The following is a 20,719-nucleotide window of genomic DNA, read 5'->3' as shown; positions in this document are numbered from 1 at the left end:
TTTGAAAAGCACCATGAAAATAGTGTCGGCAACCGTGTTGCTCGCGTTGGCTGTCCCCGCTCTGGCGGCCAAGGGGGGCACTCAGGACTTCCTGGATGCGCTGCGCAACTTTGAATCCGGTATCAATCCGGCACTGGCAGATTTTTATCTGCAAAACCTCGACAACCCTGTCTACACCTATGCCCAGGTGACGGCGCCGGGTCGTCTGGTACGGGACTGTTCGACCGGCAGCATGTTGTCCGAGCCGACCACCATCAGTGGCTTCTTCAACAAGCTGGGGGTGGGGAACATCTATAATTCCGCCACCCCGACCGATGCGGCCATGTTCCGGAAGATGCAATACAACTCCTTGAACGCTTGGGGTTTTATCGGTTATCAGCTGGGAGAGGCGGTGCTGATCGACGCCGGTTACTACAGCCCGAAACAGGTGACTGTCGATGGCAAGGAGTACGACAGCTTCTACATGTTCGTGCCGGACTCCACCTGGGCGGGTTGCAAGACCGAGGCCCTTGCCGAGATTGAGGGCTCGGGCGGCAACAAGGTCTATGTGACCGATGTCAACCGCTGGCAGGGCACCTTTGTCGGCAAGAATGGGGTCAACTCCCTGGCGGACTTGCGCCTGCCGGAGAAGCAGGAGCTGGTGATGCGCGACGCCATGCATTTCAACTATCAGGTGATAAGCAAGCTGCTCAAGGGCGCGAACATGACCTGGGCACAGGCCCTGGCCAAGAGCTGGCCCGATAAGGATGACAACGGTCAGCCAATTCAGGTCCGTGCCACCATGTCAGGCATACTGGCGGCGGCACACCTGCGTGGCGCCTGGGGGGTCGGCGCCCTGCTGACCAAGGATCAGATCACCTGTGATGAGCTCGGGACCTGCATCACCAAGTACGTCTACAAGTTTGGTGACTACAACAGCCTGTTTGACACCCCGGGTGACAGCATCACCCAGGGCTCACCTTATGATGAGGTGCTGACGGCCGGTTGGGGCAATGACATTGTCATCACAGGTGGTGGCAAGGATCAGATCCTGCTCAACGAGCAGGCGAACGGCCTGACCACGGTCAATGACTTCACCCTGGGCAATGATCTCATCGTGTTGCGTGGCTGGAGCATGGCGGATCCCCTGGCGGATCTGGTGATTGGTGATGTTGCCGATGGCGCCGAGTTGCAGTTTGCCGGTCAGCGCGTCCTGCTCAAGGGGGTCAGCGCGGCGTCGGTGCAGGCCAATCCGGCTGCCGTCATCACCAAATCCGATATCTACACCCTGGCCTGGAACTCGGGCAAGCAGGTGGTCCAGGGCTTCGATCCTGCGGTCGACAAGATTGCGGGCAGTGCTGGCATCGGCTTCAAACACCTGAAGGCTTATGAGACGGCCACCTCGGTGGTGATAGGCCCGCAGGCGGAGGATGGCGGCATCTACTCCTCCTATGAGCTGGTGGGGTTGACCCTCCAGGATATCAGGCCCGAGATGTTCACCAATGTCACCGGCAGCTACGATCGCCTCGGCTATATAGTGCCGCTTAGCTCGCTGAACTGGGGCTGGAACATGACGCTGGTCGTCAGTCACTTCGATCCGGCCAAGACGGTCATCACCACCCCGAGCAACCAGCCGGTACCTTTCTCTGGCATCAAGCTGAGCCAGGAGGGGAGCGACGTGGTCATCAGCCTGGTTGAACCCTATGCCAAGGGGGATGCCAAGCAGATAGTGCTGAAGAACACGGCGGTGAATACCCTCAGTGCGACCAACTTCGCCGGTTTTAGCGGCAGCTACAGCGAAGCTACCATCGACATTCCCGTCTTCTTCGACATCAGCGTGAACGTTGGGGTCGGCGGCACTCTGTCACCGGTGCCGGTGAACGGTGTGTTGAAGGCCAAGGGGGGAACCAGCTTCACCGTCACCCTGTTGCCCGATACCGGTTACAAGGTGAAATCCCTCACCGTCGATGGTGTGGCGCAGGCTGTGGCTGGTAGCTACACCTTCACCGCCGTGAATGGTGCCCATAGCCTGTCGGCCAGCTTCGAGCAGGGCAGCAGTTGCCCGGCAAGCTGGGCCACCGGGTCTGTGTACACCACGGGCAACAAGGTGACCTACAACGGCAACATCTATGAGGCCAAGTGGTGGAACAGTGGCAATGTGCCGAGCGCAGGGGACCCCTGGAAGCTGATCGGTGCCTGCAGCTAAACGCCCTTTATGCGCGCTGGGTGATAGCTGTCACCTAACAACACAGGCCCCACTTCGGGGCCTGTGTTTCTTGATGGACTCATGTACGCGGCGTCAGGGCCTGCTCAGGATCTCCTGGATGACGGGCACCACGGAGAGGGCCAGCAGGGTCGCCATGGCGTAATTGAATCGGCGGCGGGCGAGGGCGTTGGTCAGCCAGCGTTTCAGCAGGGTGCCGCACAGGAGCCAGAGCCCGACGCAGGGGAAAGAGACGATGAAGAAGGTCAGGGCTATGGTCAGGTTCTGCTGGTGGAAGTCGGCTCCCGCGCTGGTGAAGGCGGCGATGGCGCCGGTGGCGACCACCCAGGCCTTGGCATTGACCCACTGGAACAGGGCGCCCTTGAGAAACCCCAGGGGGCGGGCAGAGGCGTCTCCCGTCACCTCGCCCGCAGAGCGGGCAATCAGCCAGGCTAGGTAGAGCAGATAGAGGGTGCCAATGCACTTGATGGCGAAATGCAAACCGGGAAAGAGGGTAAACAGCTGGCCGAAACCCAGCCCGACCAGCAACAGCATCAGGGTGAAGCCGACGCAGATCCCCATGAGCAGCGGCAGGCTCTTGCGTATCCCGAAGTTGGCACCGGCGCTCATCACCATGATGTTGTTCGGCCCCGGGGTGACCGAGGCCGAGATGGCAAAGAGCACCACGGCGTAGAGATAGTCCATTGAGTTCCTCGTGGCTGACAGTCCGTTGTCTTCCCTATATTGGGGGACTGACCCCGCTTTCAAGGTGTGGGAAGGGTAGAAAAAAATCAGGCCCCATGACGGGGCCTGTGCAAGCGGGCGGGATCAGACGGGGTGGTTCCCCGCTGGCGGCAGGGCCGGGCGGGATTCCACCTTCTGCTCGTCCCCCTGCATGTTCTTGATGTAGACATCCATCTGGTTGAACGCGATCTCGATGCCATGCTCGCGGAACAGTACGTCGATGCGGCGGTTCAGCTCGTCGATGGCCGGGTTGCGATCCCCGAGTTCACTCACGAAGAAGCGCAGCTCGTGATCCAGGGTGCTGGGGCCGAAGGTGAGGAAGTAGACGATGGGCGCCGGCTCCTTCAACACCCGGCTGTTCTCCATGGCCGCCTGCATCAGCAGGGTGCGGGTCAGCTCCAGATCGGAACCATAGGCCACCCCGACCCGGGCGATGACCCGGGTGACGGTATCGCTCAGGGACCAGTTGATCAGTCGCTCTATCATCAACTGCTGGTTCGGGATGATCACCTCCTTGCGGTCGAAGTCGGTGAGGGTGGTCGAGCGGATCCGGATCTTGTTGACCGTGCCCGAGATGGTGCCGATGGTGACCGTATCCCCGATCCGTACCGGGCGCTCGAACAGGATGATGATGCCCGAGATGAAGTTGGAGACGATCTGTTGCATGCCGAAGCCGATACCGACCGAGAGGCCTGCGGCCAGCCACTGCAGCTTCTCCCATTGGACTCCCAGCATGGCCAACGCCGTGAGCGAGCCCATCCCGATCAGCACATAGTTGAGCATGGTGGTGAAGGCGTAGGCGGTACCCTGGGCCAGACGCAGCTTGGAGAGCACCAGCACCTCCAGCAGACCGGGCAGGTTGCGGGCCAGTGACAGGGCCGCCCCGAACAGGAACAGGCCGGTCAGCACGTCGCTCAGGCTGATGGGATAGAGCACGGCATTGGCCCCTGTCCCCTCGCTCTTGTGCCACAGCACCACGCTGTCGAGGTAGGTGAAGACCGCCACCAGATCGGACCAGAGCCAGTAGAAGGCGACGCCGAACACCACCAACAGCATGATCCGGGTCAGGCGCAGGGACTGCTGGCTGACTTCCTCCAGATCCATGGGCTGCTCTTCGATGGCCTCGCCCCCTTCCGCATCTTCCGAGGACTTGTGCTCGCGCTTGGCGACGGCGCGGCGATAGGCCAGACGGCGGGCCGCCAGCTCCAGACCTCGCAGGGCGGTGCGATAGACCAGGCTCCAGATGATGATGAGGTAGAAGGACTCGATGAGGCGGCCGGTCAGCTTCAGGGCCGTGTAGTAATAACCGAGCGCCGCCAGCACCATCAGGGCCACCGGCGCCAGTGCCAGGGCGACCGCCGTCAGGGTCTGCAGCATGCTGGCCTCGCCCTTGATGCGGGCGCGGGAGATGGGCAACACCAGGTAGGCGGTCAGACCCAGCAGCAGCATGGTCAGCGCCTGGCCAATTACATCGTTACCCAGCGATGAGGGTTCAACCACCGCCTTGGTCGACAGCATGATGAGGGGCAGCAGGGGCAGCCAGAGGTAACGCATGCTGTTGCGCTTGGCTTGCAGCTCGTCCCGCGGGATGCGGAAGTGGCTCTCGCCGATGCCACCGGGTCGCATCACCGATAGGTAGACGCTGAACACCAGGTAGCCGAGTGCCAGGTTCAGGGTGATCTGGAAGATGAGCTTGGGACTGAGCAGGCCGCAATAGGCGAGCAGCAGGCCGGCGGCCAGGATGAAGAGGGTACCCGGCAGGCGCTGCAATACGGTGTAGAGCAGGGCGCGCGGGGTGTGCCACTGACTGTCCTGGCGGAAACGGCCGAGATCCTTGGTGATCTTCTGCTGGCGCTTGACCAGGGTCGGGCGCTTCCACAGCAGCAGACCGCCGACCAGCAGCAGCGGCAAGGCGAGCAGAGAGACCGCCAGCAGCATGTCGCCCCAACCTTGCCAGTCCGGCTTGAGCACCAGATCGGAGACCTGTTTGTAGGCATGGCTCGGCCAGTTGATGAACCACTTGCCATCGATGGGCTTGTTGCTGCTGACCCAGAAGATGTGCTGTTGCAGGGTGAATTCGATGGAGGCATAGATGCGCGTCAGCTGCTGCTGGGTCAGCTGCAGGCTGATGGCGTTGGTCAGCTGGGCATCCATCTGGCGGTTGAGCTGGTCGAGCAGGCTGATACGGGTGTCGATCAGCTTGGCCAGGCTCGCCTTGTCCTCCTCGCTGACCGTCTCTCTGCTGCTGGCGATCAGGTTGTCAAGGTACTGGGTCTTCTGGAACAGCTGATCCCGCTGCTGGCTCAGTTCGAACTGGGCCAGGTGCAGGTCTGCGATCTGCTCCTCCAGGTTTTTCACCAGGGTGGAGGGGGCGGCCTCCAGTTGCTGGTAGAGCTGGTAGAGGATGCGTGACAGCAGCAGGTTGCCCTTGAGCATCTGCACCTGTTCATTGAGGTTGCGCTCGGTCTGGGTGCCACGCTCCAGCCAGCTCTTGGCCTGCAGGTTCTTCTGGGCGAGGGAGTTGAGGTTGGTGGTGGCGCTGATGAGCTGTTGGCTGAGCTGGTGGTTGATCTCCTGCTCTTTTTGCACCAGCGGGTTGTCTTCGGTGGCCACCAGTTCGCCGGTCTGCTCGGCGGTCTTCTCGGTATCGCCGAGGCGCTTGGCACTGCTCTGCTCCTGCAGGGCCTGCAGCTTCTGTTCCTCGTGGGCGAGGCGCGCGCTCTGGTAGTCCCGTTGCTTGACCGCCAGATCCTGCATGCTGGTGCGGTTGTCCAGCTCCTTTTGCAGGTTGGCCAGTTGCAGGTCCAGCAAGGCCAGCTCGGTATTGAGCTTCATCTTCTCGGCGCTGCTCACCCCGTCCCCCGAGTTCAGGCGAGTGCGGATCTCCTGACTGCGTTGATAGGCGCGGCTCATGTTGGCCTGGGCCCGCTCCGGCAGGGTCTGCAGGTTGGTGATCTGGCTGCCGATGGTGCCGAGGGCCTCCTGGGCCTCCTGCATGTTGGCCATGATCTCGGGCTGGCGGTTGTCCAGCTCTGCCAGGCTCATGGTGGCGTATTCGCTCTTGAGTTGCTCCGGACCCTTGTCCAGGGCCAGGGCATCGAGCTTGGCACTGATCTCTTTCAATTCACCGGGCAGGGTGCGTACCCGCTGTGCCAGCGTCTTGGCCTTGGCTTGCTCTTTTTCGATGTTGTCGAGCAGGGCCAGGGTGTCGGTCAGAAATCTCTGGTCCGCCTGCTGGCTGACGGTGAGGGTCTCGGACTTGCCGAGGGCATCGAGCGACCGCTGTACTGTGGTGCGCTGGGGCAGGTCTTGCGCCACGGCTTGCGGGGCACAGAGGCTGATGAGTAAACAGAGCAGCGGCAACAGGGTGGCCGAGGCTCTTCTGAACTGTATTGAGGGCATAAAACGTCCGGGTGATTATGCGAGATTCGGGTGGTTTTCCACTGGGGGAAAATCCGCGTGGATTCTAGCACCGGCTTGAGAGGCGAAGCAGGGGGGAGAGATAAAAAAAACGGCGCCCAAAGGCGCCGCTTTCAATGGTTCAAGACTGATTACAGTACGTGAACGGAGGCGGTGTTGGTGGTACCGCTCGGTACCAGGGCACCGGAAACCATGACGACCACGTCACCCTTCAGACCCATGCCGCTTTGCAGCGCAGCGTCTTTGCCGATGCGATAGAAATCGTCGGTAGAGGCGATGCTGTCAACCACGTGAGCAACCACACCCTTGGTCAGGACCAGCTGGGCAGCGGTTTTCTTGTTGGTGGTGATGGCCAGGATCCAGGCTTTCGGGAAGTACTTGCGAATGGCCTTGGCAGACTTGCCGCCTTCGGTGGCAACCACGATCAGCGGAGCGTCCAGCTTCTCGGAGGTCTCGACCGCGCCTTTACATACGGCTTCGGTGATGCGCAGCTTGTTGCTGTCGTTGGCAGCAGACAGGTTGGACGGCATCACGGCGTCGGTACGCTCGCAGATGGTGGCCATGATGGTCACGGCTTCCAGCGGGTACTTGCCCTTGGCGGATTCGCCAGACAGCATGACGGCGTCGGTACCATCCAGGATGGCGTTCGCCACGTCACCGGCTTCGGCGCGGGTCGGACGTGGGTTCTTGATCATGGAATCCAGCATCTGGGTGGCGGTGATGACCACTTTACGTGCCTTGTTGCACTTGGTGATGATCATCTTCTGGGCGAAGATCACTTCTTCAACCGGAATTTCCACACCCATGTCGCCACGAGCAACCATGATGCCGTCGGAGACAGCCAGGATGTCGTCGAAGTTGTCCAGGCCTTCCTGGTTTTCGATCTTGGAGATGATCTGGATGGCCTCGCCACCGTGGGCCTTCAGGTGCTCACGGATTTCCAGCACGTCTTCTTTCTTGCGGATGAAGGAGGCGGCAACGAAGTCCACGCCCTGCTCGCAACCGAAGATCAGGTCACGCTTGTCTTTCTCGGCCAGGGCCGGCAGCTTGATGGAGACGCCCGGCAGGTTGACGCCCTTGTTCTCGCCCAGATCACCGTTGTTCAGCACCTTGCAGATGACTTCACGTTCGGTGATTTCGATGACGTCCAGACCGATCAGGCCGTCATCCACCAGGATGCGGTTGCCGACGCGCAGGTCGTTGGCAAAGCCGGCGTAGGTCACGGCGACCTTGTCTTTGTTGCCAACCACGGTCTGGTCGGTGGTGAAGGTGAAGGTCTGGCCGGCAACCAGAGAGACATCGTTGCCACCTTCCAGCTTCATGGTACGGATTTCCGGACCCTTGGTATCCAGCAGGATGGCTGCGTGCTTGCCGGTCTCGGCCATCACTTCACGCAGGTTGCGGATACGGGTGCCGTGCTCTTCGTAATCACCGTGAGAGAAGTTCAGGCGCATGACGTTCATGCCGGCGTCGAGCATCTTGCCGAGCATTTCTTTGGATTCGGTCTTGGGACCGATGGTGCAGACGATTTTGGTCTTTTTCATGTCAGTCTTCATGGTTAAGGAGTTTCCGCCGTGCAATATACACCAGTTTTTGGATACTTTTTATGATCCAGAAACAACGTTTTGAGCTAAAAGCGCCTCAATTCACAAGATAACGTTTTCGCTCACAGCTGATTTTAGGGGCTAAAATAATTGATTTTCCGCGAGTGAGGCCATTTGGTTCCCATTCCTGGCCTGCTCGTCGTTGCCATCCCATGTTGTTAAATGACAAACAAGAGGGAGGCCTCCGGCGAGGGGGGCAGGGCCCCTTTCCCCTCTGGCCGTCACCCAGTGTAGTCACTGGGCGGCCACTGCGCGGGGCTGGCATCGGGTCGCGACCAGGCGCGTCGCCCGGGCAGGCGACGCGCCTGTTGCACAGGCTTAGCCGAAGAACCAGTAACCGCGGTTGACCAGACGGGTCAGCAGTTGCAGGAAGCCGGCCTGATCGGCGAGTTCCACCATGTCAGCCTGGGTGATGATGTCCTTGTCGCACAAGAGCGAAATGGCGGCCGCATCCTCGCTTGGCAGGGTCCAGGCCTCGCCATCGATGTAGCAGGTACGGCTCTCGCCGCTGAACCAGACCGAGCGCAGACCCGGCACCTTGATGGCGGGCTCGCCCTGGGTCAGCAGATCGGCAATCTCTTCGGCGCTGTAGTCTGGCTCCATGGGGCTCACGTCCAGGTCGTGCTTGGCCTCGGAAATCATAGTGCCGAACCACTCCTTGAACAGGGTCTCGTCATCGAGGGCCTGCTGCATCAGCTCGCGTAGGCGGTGCAGCTCATGGGGCTGGATCTCGCCGTGACGGGCGCGGGGCTTGAGATCCGGGTCGCCATAACGCTCGGTGCGCAGATCGTTGTCGATCAGGTGATCGGCAAACGAAGAGATAAGCGCTTTTGCATCCGGCGCGCGGAAGCCCACGGAGAAGTTCAGGGAAGGCTCGATGGCGTAGCCCTCGTGGGGGAATCCGGGCGGGATGTAGAGGATGTCGCCCGGCTCCATGATGGCGTCGATGATCGCCTCGAACGGCTCGCAGTGCAGCAGGGCGGCGTGGGCGGCAAATTCGTTCAAGGGCTTGGCATCGCCGACACGCCAGTGACGCTTGCCCTGGCCCTGGGTGATGAAGACGTCGTAGTTGTCGATGTGGGGGCCGACCCCGCCATGGGGGGTGGAGAAGCTCACCATCACATCGTCAAAGCGCCAGCCCGGGATGAACTGGAACGGCAACGCCAGCTCGTGCACCTCGGGGGCCCAGTGGTTGCAGGCCTGCACCAGCACGGTCCAGTTCTCTTCCCCCAGGTGATCGTAAGACTCGAAGGGGCCGTGAGCGGCTTCCCATTTGCCGTCGAAGCGGGTCACCAGGCGGGATTCGATGACGTCCTCCATGGCCAGCCCAGCCAGCTCGTCCGGGCTGATGGGATCCTGAAAGTCGGTGAAGCCGCCCTTGATGAGGAGGGGGCGTTTCTGCCAGTAATGCTCGAGGAAGTGAGCGATATCCAGATTGAGTTCGTACATAGGTCTTCTCGTCAAAAGGTCAGACAAAGTTAGAGAGGTCTTGCCCAAGGGGGGCGCCGGCCTTGGGCAAGGCCTCTATGGCAAAACAGGTGGCGGTCAAAAATAACAGGGGCCCTGTGGCTGTCGTGCCCAGGGCCCCGCATTCATCCTGCCGGCTTACTTCAGCAGATCGACCAGACGCTGGGCCTGACCGAGGTAGTTGGCCGGGGTCAGCTTCTTCAGTTCGACCTTGACGGCCTCGGGCAGTTCCAGAGTGTCGATAAAGGTACGCATCCCTTCGGCATCCACGCGGCGGCCACGGGTCAGCTCTTTGAGCTTCTCGTAGGGCTTCTCGATGCCGTAGCGGCGCATCACGGTCTGGATGGGCTCGGCCAGCACTTCCCAGTTGGCGTCCAGATCGGCGGCCATGGCGTCCGCGTTCGCCTCCAGCTTGGAGATGCCCTTGAGGGTCGCCTGATAGGCAATCAGGGAGTAACCCACGGCCACACCCAGGTTGCGCAGCACGGTCGAGTCGGTCAGATCACGCTGCCAGCGGGAGATGGGCAGCTTGCTCGCCAGGTGCTGGAACACGGCGTTGGCCAGACCCAGATTGCCTTCGGAGTTCTCGAAGTCGATGGGGTTGACCTTGTGCGGCATGGTGGAGGAGCCGATTTCACCGGCCACGGTGCGCTGCTTGAAGTGACCCAGGGAGATGTAGCCCCACACGTCGCGGTCGAAGTCGATCAGGATGGTGTTGAAGCGGGCCATGGCGTCGAACAGCTCGGCGATGTAGTCGTGGGGTTCAATCTGGGTGGTGTAGGGGTTCCAGGAAAGGCCCAGCGAAGTGACGAACTCCTCGGAGAACTGGTGCCAGTCCACTTCAGGGTAAGCGCTCACGTGGGCGTTGTAGTTGCCCACGGCGCCGTTGATTTTGCCGAGGATCTCCACCGCCATGATCTGTTTGTACTGGCGCTCCAGGCGATAGGCGACGTTGGCCATCTCCTTGCCCATGGTACTCGGGGTCGCCGGCTGGCCGTGGGTGCGTGACAGCAGCGGCATGTCGCGGTACTCATGGGCCAGGCGCTTGAGCTCGGAAATCAGCTTCTCGCAATAAGGCTTGATGACCTCGTCGCGGGCGGTTTTCAGCATCAGACCGTGGGAGTTGTTGTTGATGTCTTCCGAGGTGCAGGCGAAGTGGATGAACTCGCTGACGGCAGCCAGCTCGGGGTTCACTTCCACTTTCTCTTTCAGGAAGTACTCCACCGCTTTCACATCATGGTTGGTGGTGCGCTCGATCTGCTTGATGCGCGCGGCGTCCGCTTCGTTGAAGTTCAGGACTATGCCGTCCAGCACGGCGTTGGCGGCCGCACTCAGGGCAGGGACTTCCGGGATCCCGGCGTGGCTGGCCAGTTTTTGCAACCAGCGCACCTCGACTTCGACGCGAAAACGCAGCAGACCGAATTCGGAGAAGATGGGACGCAGGGCATCGGCCTTGTCGCCATAACGACCGTCAATCGGGGAAACAGCAGTCAGCGCGGACAGCTCCATGGGGTGAACTCCTGATGATTGGTGTGGGGGATTCTCATCAACTCGCGCTCCTGTTGCGAGGCCGTTATCAAGGCTCATGTGCTGCTCGGCATCCTCATTTATCGACATAAACTCCGGTACCTGTGCTGCTCTTCACCTTGCTTCCGACCTCTCACTACGAAGCTCGAGCCGATTCTTAGAAACGTTTGGCCAGTTCCACCATCTTCTTGCGGGCGAAGATGATCTGGGTACGGCTGCCGCCAAGCTGGCGCCACAGCACGGCGGCGCGGATGCCGGCCAGCAGCAGGGCGCGCACCTTGTGCTGCACCAGGGGCTGCTGCAGGAACAGCGGGGTGCCCGCCACCTGGATGCGCGGCCCGATGGGGCTGATGAGATCGCTGTAGATGCTCGCCATGTTGGCCAGGATCTGCTCGTCGAGCAGATCGAAATGCTGTTGCTGGCGGCCGATCTGTCCGATCCGCTCCCCCAGCATGTTGAGAATGTCCTTGCGCTTGGCCAGCTTGCGCTCCAGCGCAATCAGGCTCACCACGTAGCGGGTCAGCTCGGCGTTCTTCTGGCTGCCGTCGGCCCCCAGCTGCTCCACTAGGGCGCGGTAACCGTCGCGGATGGCGAGGTGGCTGCCGAACACTTCCAGCGGCTGCTTGGGATTGGTCACCAGGACGCTTTGCAGGCTCTCGCGCAGGGAGGCCTCGTCGCAGTTGCCGTCACGGGCCACTTTCTGCACCAGATAGGCCGCCTGGCAGATGCCGGCGAAAGCCATTGTTCTGTCTTGGAATTTGTCGCTCACGTCTGCTGCCTTCTGTTAAGGATTCAAACCGGATGGCTGAAACGCTGTTCTATGATGCCGCCGCCCAGACACACTTCCCCGTCATAGAAGACGGCGGACTGGCCCGGGGTCACCGCAGCCTGTTTCTCGTCGAAGATGACCCGTATGGTCTCATCGTCGATGGGCTGGATGAGACAGGGGATGTCCTGCTGGCGGTAGCGGGTCTTGACGGTGCAGCGACGCGGCGCCCGGATCGGGGTGCGATCCACCCAGTGCAGCTGGCTCGCGATCAGGCCATCGGAGTAGAGGCGGGGATGTTCCCCTTGCGCCACCACCAGGGTATTGCGCTCCACCTCCTTGTCCACCACGTACCAGGCTTCTTCGGTCGCATCCTTCATGCCGCCGATGCCGAGCCCCTTGCGTTGGCCCAGGGTGTGATACATCAGCCCCTGGTGCTCGCCTATCACCTTGCCATCCACGGTTTCGATGGGGCCGGGCTGGGCGGGCAGGAACTTGGCCAGGAAGTCCTTGAACTTGCGCTCGCCGATGAAGCAGATACCGGTGGAGTCCTTCTTCTTGGCGGTGATGAGGTCGAGCTGCTCGGCGATGCGGCGCACCTCGGGTTTTTCCAGATCCCCGACCGGGAACAGGCTCTGACCCACCTGGGCTTCGCTCAGGGTGTAGAGGAAGTAGCTCTGATCCTTGTTGGTGTCCAGACCGCGCAGCAGGCGCGGGCGGCCTGTGCTGTCGTCACGGCGCACATAGTGGCCGGTGGCGATGTAGGTGGCACCCAGCTCCTCGGCGGCAAATTCGAGGAACGCCTTGAACTTGATCTCCTTGTTGCACAGGATATCCGGGTTCGGCGTGCGCCCAGCCTTGTACTCTTCCAGGAAGTGCTCGAACACGTTGTCCCAGTACTCGGCGGCGAAGTTGATGGTGTGCAGCTTCATGCCCAGCTTGTCACAGACGGCCTTGGCATCAGCCAAATCCTGGGAGGCGGAGCAATACTCGTCCGTGTCGTCTTCTTCCCAGTTCTTCATGAACAAGCCTTCGACCTGATAACCCTGCTGCTGGAGCAGGTAGGCCGAGACGGAAGAATCCACGCCGCCGGACATGCCGACGATCACCTTGATTTGGCTGTTGTCTGTCATTAGTCGAAGTTACCAGTTCGTTTAAACGGGGCGTATTCTACCAGAGTTTTGCGCCCCCGGTCACATCTCCCTGCTGTCGTTCCCCTCGGGAGCCCGGCGGCGGGAAATCGTTTTTCCGTTGTTTGCCAAGATGGGCAAAAAACGGCTTCAAATGGCCTCAGATAAAGGCCTTGAGCGCCGACAGCGGCAGGCGGGTGCCGGCCAGGTAGTCCTGGATGCACTGCCACACCAATGGGCTGCGCAGGGCGGGCTTGCACTCGGCTATCTCTTCCAGGGTGAGCCAGTGGCAGGCCAGCACATCGCCGTCGGGATCCTCTGGATGGTGCTGACCGGGCGCCTTTTCAAGGTCGAAGATGACGGCGGTGCGCACGAAGGTGGCCTCGCTGTCCGCCGGTTTGAACAGATAGACCCCGAGCCAGGCGCTGGGGGTTGCGGTCAGCCCCGTCTCCTCTTTGAGCTCGCGGCAGGCCGCCTCAATCAGGTTCTCCCCTGGCTCCACGTGGCCGGCGGGCTGGTTGAAGCGGCGCTGCCCCTTGATCTCCTCTTCCACCAGCAGGAAACGGCCCTGCCAGTGCACCAGGGCGGCCACCGTCAAACGGGCGGGCAGGGGCGGGTGATCGATCATGATGACTCCTTGTCGCTGGGGTGACGGGCGGGTCTGCGGGCCGTGCCCCGGCCGCTGCTGCGGGGCTTGTTCTCCCCCGCCGTGGGTGATTCGGGCTTGCCCGTGCCGCGCGGTTTATCGTTTCGCTGGGACTGGTTCCCCAGGCTCGGCGCCTTGCTTGCCGGTTTGGCTGCGTTGCCACTGGTTCGGTGTGATGACGACTGGCGCCTGGCCTGTGCCAGCTCGGGGGCGGGCAGGCTTTGGCTCTGCCCGGGGGCGAGCCCATCGAGCGTCCAGTCGCCGATGGCGTAGCGAATGAGGCGCAATGTGGGATGGCCGATATGGGCCGTCATGCGCCGCACCTGACGGTTGCGCCCCTCCACAATTTTGATCTCCAGCCAGCTGGTGGGGATCTCCTTGCGCATCCGTATGGGCGGATTGCGCGGCCACACATCGGGCTCAGCCATAATCCGCGCCCCGGCGGGCAGCGTCATGCCGTCGTTGAGTTCCACCCCGGCGCGCAGACTCGCCAGCTTCTCCTCGCTTGGAATGCCCTCCACCTGTACCCAGTAGGTCTTGGGGGTCTTCTCCCCCGGTTGGGTGAGGCGCGCCTGCAGCTTGCCGTCGTTGGTGAGCAGCAAGAGCCCCTCGCTGTCGCGATCCAGCCTGCCCGTGGCATAGATGCCGGGCTCCCTGATGTAGTCCTTGAGGGTCTCGCGCCCCGCCTCGTCGGTGAACTGGCACAGCACCATGTAGGGCTTGTTCAGCAGCAAGAGTCTGCGATCTGCCGGTGCCACCTCTGGTTTTTGCCCCGCCACTCTGGCGTCGCCCGCCTGCCGGGTGCCGGCCCGTGAGCGTGCAAGGCCGGGCTTGTGAGCCTCATCCTGTGCGGGGCGGCCAGCGGCACTGGTGCGGCCGGAAAGGGAGAGGCGGGGACGGGCAGGTTTCATCGCGTGCATACCAAAAACAGGGGATGCAGGAGTGTATCACGGAGGCGCTCGCCATGGGGCATCGGGGCATAGAGGGAAAGAGTGCGGCAGATCCCCTCCCTGCCTCCCCCTTCGCAGGGAGAGGGGTTGGGAGATTCAGCTCAGCAGGCTGTCGATGACGATGGCCTGGCGGGCGGGGGCCGAGCTTGCGTGCAAGAGCGCCGTGCTGACCACCTCGTCCATCAGGGCGCGAGCCAGTCGGGTGAGGGGGCGCAGCTGCTCGGGGGCGAGCCCGGCCGGGATGGCCAGCAAGATGATGGTCTGCACAGGCCCGAGCGCCGATCCCCAGGGGAGGGGATCATCGCAGCTAAGCAGCGAGAGGCTTGGCCTGGCGATGGCGGGGCAGATCACATGGGGCATGGCGAGGCCCGGCCGTATGATGGTGGCGGCGAGTCGCTCCCGATCCGCTATGGCTTGCTCCAGCGAGGCTCTGTCGCGCACCCGCTCCGCTGGCAGCAGATCCACCAGCACCTGCAACGCCAGCGCCTTGTCGAGGGGCGCCGAGCTGTGGCCGAGCTGGGCGAGGGAAAACCCATAGTCGGGCAGGGCGGTGGCCAGACGTTGCTCGGCCCGGGCCGAGGTAGCGGGACGCCCCAGTGGCTGACCCAGCTCCACGCACCAGCAGGTGAAGGCCATGTGGGCGAGCTCGGCATCCAGCCCTTCGATCAGCAACTGGCAGAGATCCCCGGGCCGGGTGGCCAGGGTAAGCAGAGCAAGCTGGCTGGTCGCCTCCGCCCGCTGGCGACGGCTGATGTTGATGAAGAGGATCTGGGACTTGAACAGCCCGGCCAGTCGACAGAGCTGCTTGGCCTGGGTGATGGTCAAGCCCAAGTGGCAACAGAAGGTGAGCTCGCGGCGGAGCATTCAGGCGCCGGGGGTGATGGCTTTGAGCACGGCGGCGGCGTCCAGCAGCACGGACTCCAGGGATACCTGGCGCACATTGCAGCCGAGGAAGCGCTCCTTCTGCTCTATCTCGATGTCGGAGGCGATCAGCACCAGATCCGCGCCGGCGATGTCCCGGGCGGTCAGCACGTTCTCCAGCCCCATGGCGCCCTGGGTCTCCACCTTGATCTTCAGTCCCAGCTTGTCGGCGGCACTTTGCAGCGCCTCGGCGGCCATGTAGGTGTGGCGATGCCGGTAGGGCAGGCGGTGACGGCGAGGATCTTCATGGGTTCTCGAGACAAGTGGGGATGGGGCCACAAGATAGCGCCAAGCGCGGACCTTTGCCAAAGGTGCGGGGTGAAAGTGGGATCTTGGCGGCGCTCTGGTGCCGCTTTGCACAAGGCATGGCCCCGTTTGAGTGTGGGGTTGTGCGGGTAAAAAAACGGCCCGCCAGAGGGCGAGCCGAATGCATATCAGGATATAAAGCGGATGATGGCCATCAGGCGGACTGGGTAGCCAGCTCGGCGGCGCGCAGTTCCCGTTTGATGCGGCGGATCTTGCGCTCCTCGGCCACGGCCACGCAGGCCATCAGCACCAGACAGGCGGCGGCGGCCATGTCCAGCGCCGCGAAGGTGCCGGTCCAGCCGGTCAGGCCGAAGATGGGGGTGCCGTCGGCTATCATGCCCAGACCCAGCTTGGCGAAGCTGTCACCGATGAGGTAGGCAAAGGTGCCCTTGACGCCATCAGCCACGCTGATGCCCTGCTTGGGCACGAACCCCACGGCGGCCACGCCGATCAGCAATTGCGGACCGAACACCAGGAAGCCCAGCAGGAACAGGGAGCCCAGGAACATGAACTGGGTGGTGGCATGCTGGTAGAGCCCCAGGGTGGCGATGATGAGCGCCAGTGCCACGCAGGCCACCAGACCGCGGCGACCGTTCGCCAGATCCGAGAGGTAGCCCCACATCAGGGTGCCGACCAGGGCGCCCACTTCGAAGAAGGTAAAGCCCTGGATGGCGACTTCCTTGGAGAAGCCGAGCTCCTGGTGGGCGTAGACGGTGGACCACTGGTCGATGCCGATGCGCACCACGTAGAGGAAGATGTTGGCGAAGCAGAGCAGCCAGATCACCTTGTTCATCAGCACGTACTTCACGAAGATCTGCCACTTGGTCAGTTTCTGCTCTTCGGTGGCGATGTCCTCTTCGCTGGCGACTTCGTCAAACAGCTCTTCCACCTTGCCCAGACCATAGGCCTCCGGCGAGTCGCTGCCAAAACGCAGGCCGATAAAGCCGACAATGAGCGCAATGATGGAGGGGAAGATGAACATGCCGAGCACGTTGCCATCGAACAGGTAGTTGGCACCAAACAGCGCCACACCGGCCGCACCGGCGCCGCCCACGTTGTGGGAGAGGTTCCACATGCCGAGGTAGGTGCCGCGCTTGTTGCGGGGGGTCCACTTGGTGATGGTGGAGTAGCTGCAGGAGCCGCCGCAGCTCTGGAAGAAGCCGCTCAGGGCATAGAAGAAGATCATGAAGTAGAGGCTGAACCCCGTACCCCCCATGCTGGCACTGAAGCCCAGCATGCAGAGGGCGGAGAGGATCAGCATCAGCGGCAGGAACTGCTTGGTGTTCTTGCCGTCGGCATAGTAGGAGACGACCGTCTTGCCCACCCCGTAGGTGATGGAGAAGCCAAGGCCTATCATGCCGAGCTCGGTCATGGAGAGACCGTACTCCTGGATCATGTCGTTCTGGGCGATGTTGAAGTTCTTGCGGATCAGATACATGGTCAGATAGCCAATGAATACAACCAGATAAGATTGCATGAATGGCTTGAACCAGAGCTTGCGCCGGGCTTCGACCGGCAGGTCCAGGGTGGGGATCCGGACCTGTTCGAGCAGTTTAAACATCTTCGTTCATCCTCTGCGAGATAGACGCTATTCCCGCCGCGTTCCTCATTTGTGTATTGAACTCGTTCAATCTGTTATGGGAGGTCACGCCACGGGAAGGGCGACAGGAAGAGGGCGAACTGCAGAGCGCTCCCCTGTCGATTGAACCCATGCCCGGCCCTGGCACCTGCGCTGGGGTCGGGTAACTACATCAGGTAGGTCGACTGTAAAGAGGCGTGCTGTAGATGGCGTGAGAGCCATCCCTAGGACACGTAGGAAAATTTCCTAGTTTGGCGGCTTGTGGCCCTGAAGCGTGAAGGGGATCACAGAGTCGGCTCACGGGCCCGCGCGCCCGGAGTGGCGCGGCGCCGCAGGGGGGGGGAGCCATCAGGCTCGCAAACCGGTGGCAAGGGGGCGCGCACAAACAAGCAGGCCACCCGGGGGTGGCCTGCTGTCATCTCAAGTGCGTGGGGTAAACAAGGGATCAGGCGGCCTTGGCCAGCGTCACCTCGTCACTCTTCTTGACTCGCAGCTTTTTCAGGGCGACCGCCACCACGCCGGTGACGATGGCGCCGCAAATCATGCAGAGCAGCGCCAGCAGCGGCTTGTTGACCGCACCCAGCAGGGCCACGATGGGGCCGCCGTGGGCGACGCTGTTGGTGATGCCAAACAGGAAGGCCATCACGGCGGCGGTCATGCTGCCCAGCACGTTGGCGGGGATGACCGCCAGCGGATCCCGGGCGGCGAACGGAATCGCCCCCTCGGAGATCCCCACCAGACCCATGGCACCGGCGGCCTTGCCCGCCTCGATTTCGGAGGCGTCGAAGATGCCGAGCTTGCGACCGAGCACGGTGGCCAGCGACATGCCAAGGGGCGCCGCCGGGATGGCGCAGGCCATGGCGCCCATGAACTGGGTCTGGCCGGAGGCAATCATGCCCACCGAGAACAGGAAGGCCACCTTGTTGACCGGGCCGCCCATGTCAAAGCCGGCCATGCCCCCGAGCACTATGCCCAGCAGCACCAGGCTGCCGCCGCTCATGGAGAGCAGCATGGCGTTCAGACCCGTCATCATGTCGGCGATGGGGGCGCCGATGATGAAGATGAAGACGGCGGCGATAAAGAGCGAGCCAACGATAGGCGCGATCAGGATAGGCACCAGCGGCTGCACCATCTTGTGGTAGTGGCGGGTCGCAATCCAGCGCACCAGATAACCGACCAGCAGGCCTGCAATGATGGCACCGATAAAGCCGGTCCCGGCATCGGCGCCGTAGAAGCTGCCGTTGTTGGCGATCCAGCCGCCGATAAAGCCCGGTGCCAGCGCGGGGCGATCACCTATGGCGTAGGCGATGTAGCCGGCGAGTATGGGGATCATCAGGGTGAAAGCGGCCACGCCCACGTTGAGGATCTGGTTCCACATGCTCCCTGCCGGGATCTGCATGCCGCTCGGGGTCGGATCGCCGCCGATGGCCAGAGCCAGGGCGATCAAGAGGCCCCCCGTGACCACAAACGGGATCATGTGGGAGACGCCGTTCATCAGATAACGGTAGAGATCCGAGCTGCCGCCTGAGCTCTTTTCCTCGCTCTTGCGCTCATCCTTGTCCGCCACATAGGCGGGGGCCTTCAGCGCCTGCTCGATGAGGCCCTTGCCATCCTTGATGGGGGCCTTGACACCGGTCTTGATGAGCGGCTTGCCATTGAAGCGGGCCATGTCCACCTGCTTGTCGCAGGCTACCACGATGGCGCTGGCACGAGCGATCTCGGCCGCAGTCGGGCTGTTCTTGACGCCGATGGAGCCGTTGGTCTCTACCTTCACCTCAAAGCCCAGCTCCTTGGCGGCGCGCTCCAGGGATTCCGCCGCCAGATAGGTGTGGGCTATACCGGCCGGGCAGCCGGTGACGCCGATGATGAAGCCTTTGTCGGCAACAGGGGCGGCTTGCTCTTCTTTCTTCTCGAGCAGCAGGGCCAGCGCATCGGTAGGCGTCTTGGCGGCCAGCAGGGCATCGATAAAGCCCTCTTCAATCAGCTTCGCGGAGAGCTCGGCCAGCACCTCGATATGGTGGTTGGCGCCACCGGCCGGGGAGGCAATCATAAAAAACAGCCGGGAGGGCTTGCCATCCTCGGCGCCGTACTCGATACCGGCGCGGCTGATGCCGATGGCCACCGCCGGGGTGCTCACTGCCGCACTCTTGGCGTGGGGCAGGGCGACGCCCTCTTCAAAGCCGGTATTGTCCAGCTCTTCGCGGGCCCACAGGTCCTTGATGAACTGCTGCTCGTCGCTGACCTTGCCTTGCGCCGCGAGCAGGCGGGTCATCTCGGTGAAGACCTCCTCCTTGCCCGTGGCCTTTAAATCGAGCGCGATCAGCTGCTCGTTGATAAGGGTGGTGATCATGGCGTTCTCCCTACTCCCTTGATGGAGCCTGTTGGCATCGCTTCCCGGGTTTAGTTGACCACGATAGGTTCTACCCCGGGACATGCAGACAAATTTGACCCTCCTATTATGGTGGGGGCACGCCATTCCCCCTATGGGACAAAACTGCGAAATACTGGATTTTTGTGCGCTATAGACTTGAGTGTGACCCCGATCTCACAGCAGACCAGCTGATTAAATAGGTCTAAACTGAATCGATGAATGAATTTTTATAGTTAAAAATCAATCGATTAAAGATATTTCTGCCGATATTTATCATCCATTGAGCTAGTCCTCACCTGAGCGAGGGGAGCTGCATTCCTGTAAATTTGTGAGGTACGAAGAGGCTTCTAGATGTGAGCCAACGCACGTAAATGGCGGTCATGGGGAGGTTGAGAGGAGAAGCAAGCGAGGGGAAAGGTGGAGAAAAGTCGTTAGCCATCGGGTGGCAGCCATTATGGATGGTGGCTGGAGGTGGATTAAAAGTAGGTCGGCGGTTCACCAACATAGCGCGGCCGCCTATGAGAGAAATACATGCAATCACCCCCCGGAATGCGCCTATACCCCAGCCTCTCGTAGTAGTGATGACCGATATCCGCATGCAGAAAAGTAGCGACAGTATTTGGAGCGTTCAGGAGCATTTCTGTCACGCCGCGCAGCAGCTGGGAGCCAAACCCCTTTCCTCTCATCGCGGGATCCGTTGCCAGGGAGCCGATACCAAAACAACCCTGGCCGAGGCCAAATAGGTCGCTATAGACGATAAGGGAAGAGACCGGCTTTTCATCGACAACCAATACATACCAAACACCGGACTGGTATTTCTTGCTGCTTTGACAACCAGCAAGATATTCATCTCGGGACAGACCCTCACCCCAAACATCGAAGCCCATAAGATAGATGATATCCAGTTCATGTCTGCAGGCTGTTCTTATCTGCATCTTATATTCACCTATCTCATGTATATAAAAGTTGAGGCTCTGTATGGAGATGATATTCACCTGTAGTGGTCTAATCATCCCGGACACCATTTTAGGTGGTACAGTCGCCACCATGACTTGAGGTGTTCAATGACAAGATTACGTCGCTCATTTACTGCTGAATTCAAACTC

General features: G+C 61.5%; 14 protein-coding genes and 1 pseudogene. 1 reads left to right on the top strand and 14 read right to left on the bottom strand.

Going from position 1 to position 20,719, the window contains the following annotated elements; all coding sequences use genetic code 11:
- Positions 1–13: 13 nt before the first annotated feature.
- Positions 14–2,185 (top strand): carbohydrate-binding protein, encoded by a 2,172-nt coding sequence (locus ACB039_RS19155; RefSeq protein ID WP_371166230.1) that lies wholly within the window; start codon positions 14–16, stop codon positions 2,183–2,185.
- 93 nt (positions 2,186–2,278) lie between these two features.
- Here the strand turns inward: ACB039_RS19155 and ACB039_RS19150 are convergent, their stop codons facing one another.
- The 14 genes and pseudogenes from ACB039_RS19150 to ACB039_RS19085 form a co-directional block, all read right to left on the bottom strand.
- Positions 2,279–2,887, bottom strand: a complete 609-nt coding sequence (locus ACB039_RS19150) for a LysE family translocator (RefSeq protein ID WP_042649664.1) — start codon at positions 2,885–2,887, stop codon at positions 2,279–2,281.
- A gap of 123 nt (positions 2,888–3,010) precedes the next feature.
- On the bottom strand, positions 3,011–6,328 hold the full coding sequence (gene mscK, locus ACB039_RS19145) for a mechanosensitive channel MscK (RefSeq protein WP_042649665.1): 3,318 nt from the start codon (positions 6,326–6,328) through the stop codon (positions 3,011–3,013).
- 149 nt (positions 6,329–6,477) lie between these two features.
- The gene (pykF, locus tag ACB039_RS19140) at positions 6,478–7,890 is read right to left on the bottom strand and encodes a pyruvate kinase PykF (protein WP_041205351.1); all 1,413 of its coding nucleotides are present in this window, start codon (positions 7,888–7,890) and stop codon (positions 6,478–6,480) included.
- 378 nt (positions 7,891–8,268) lie between these two features.
- On the bottom strand, positions 8,269–9,399 hold the full coding sequence (locus ACB039_RS19135) for a JmjC domain-containing protein (protein ID WP_371166229.1): 1,131 nt from the start codon (positions 9,397–9,399) through the stop codon (positions 8,269–8,271).
- Between the two features lie 156 nt (positions 9,400–9,555).
- Complete coding sequence (gene purB, locus ACB039_RS19130) at positions 9,556–10,926, bottom strand: adenylosuccinate lyase (protein ID WP_005328706.1); 1,371 nt, start codon at positions 10,924–10,926, stop codon at positions 9,556–9,558.
- A 175-nt stretch (positions 10,927–11,101) separates the two neighbouring features.
- On the bottom strand, positions 11,102–11,713 hold the full coding sequence (gene hflD, locus ACB039_RS19125; RefSeq protein ID WP_041205352.1) for a high frequency lysogenization protein HflD: 612 nt from the start codon (positions 11,711–11,713) through the stop codon (positions 11,102–11,104).
- A 23-nt stretch (positions 11,714–11,736) separates the two neighbouring features.
- On the bottom strand, positions 11,737–12,843 hold the full coding sequence (gene mnmA / locus ACB039_RS19120; protein ID WP_042649669.1) for a tRNA 2-thiouridine(34) synthase MnmA: 1,107 nt from the start codon (positions 12,841–12,843) through the stop codon (positions 11,737–11,739).
- A gap of 157 nt (positions 12,844–13,000) precedes the next feature.
- A complete protein-coding gene (locus ACB039_RS19115; protein ID WP_182788265.1) occupies positions 13,001–13,468 on the bottom strand; it encodes an NUDIX hydrolase in 468 nt (155 codons plus the stop codon).
- Positions 13,465–14,397, bottom strand: a complete 933-nt coding sequence (locus tag ACB039_RS19110) for a pseudouridine synthase (RefSeq protein WP_232092362.1) — start codon at positions 14,395–14,397, stop codon at positions 13,465–13,467. The genes ACB039_RS19115 and ACB039_RS19110 overlap by 4 nt, the downstream gene beginning before the upstream one ends.
- Positions 14,398–14,532: 135 nt before the next feature.
- Positions 14,533–15,300, bottom strand: a complete 768-nt coding sequence (locus tag ACB039_RS19105) for a PTS sugar transporter subunit IIA (RefSeq protein ID WP_005328714.1) — start codon at positions 15,298–15,300, stop codon at positions 14,533–14,535.
- Positions 15,301–15,605, bottom strand: a pseudogene (locus ACB039_RS19100) (PTS fructose transporter subunit IIB).
- 212 nt (positions 15,606–15,817) lie between these two features.
- A complete protein-coding gene (gene uhpT / locus ACB039_RS19095) occupies positions 15,818–17,224 on the bottom strand; it encodes a hexose-6-phosphate:phosphate antiporter (protein WP_005328717.1) in 1,407 nt (468 codons plus the stop codon).
- Positions 17,225–17,687: 463 nt separating this feature from the next.
- Positions 17,688–19,592 carry a fructose-specific PTS transporter subunit EIIC gene (locus tag ACB039_RS19090; RefSeq protein ID WP_005328732.1) on the bottom strand — a complete coding sequence of 635 codons (1,905 nt, stop codon included), beginning with the start codon at positions 19,590–19,592 and terminating at the stop codon, positions 17,688–17,690.
- A gap of 497 nt (positions 19,593–20,089) precedes the next feature.
- Positions 20,090–20,548, bottom strand: coding sequence for a GNAT family N-acetyltransferase (locus tag ACB039_RS19085; RefSeq protein WP_171269451.1), 459 nt, complete (start codon positions 20,546–20,548; stop codon positions 20,090–20,092).
- Positions 20,549–20,719 lie beyond the last annotated feature (171 nt).

It is taken from the genome of Aeromonas sp. S2(2024) (assembly GCF_041402505.1).
Lineage (GTDB): Bacteria > Pseudomonadota > Gammaproteobacteria > Enterobacterales > Aeromonadaceae > Aeromonas > Aeromonas media.
Note: the sequence above shows the minus strand (reverse complement) of the source record. Positions and strands in the feature narration are given on the sequence as shown.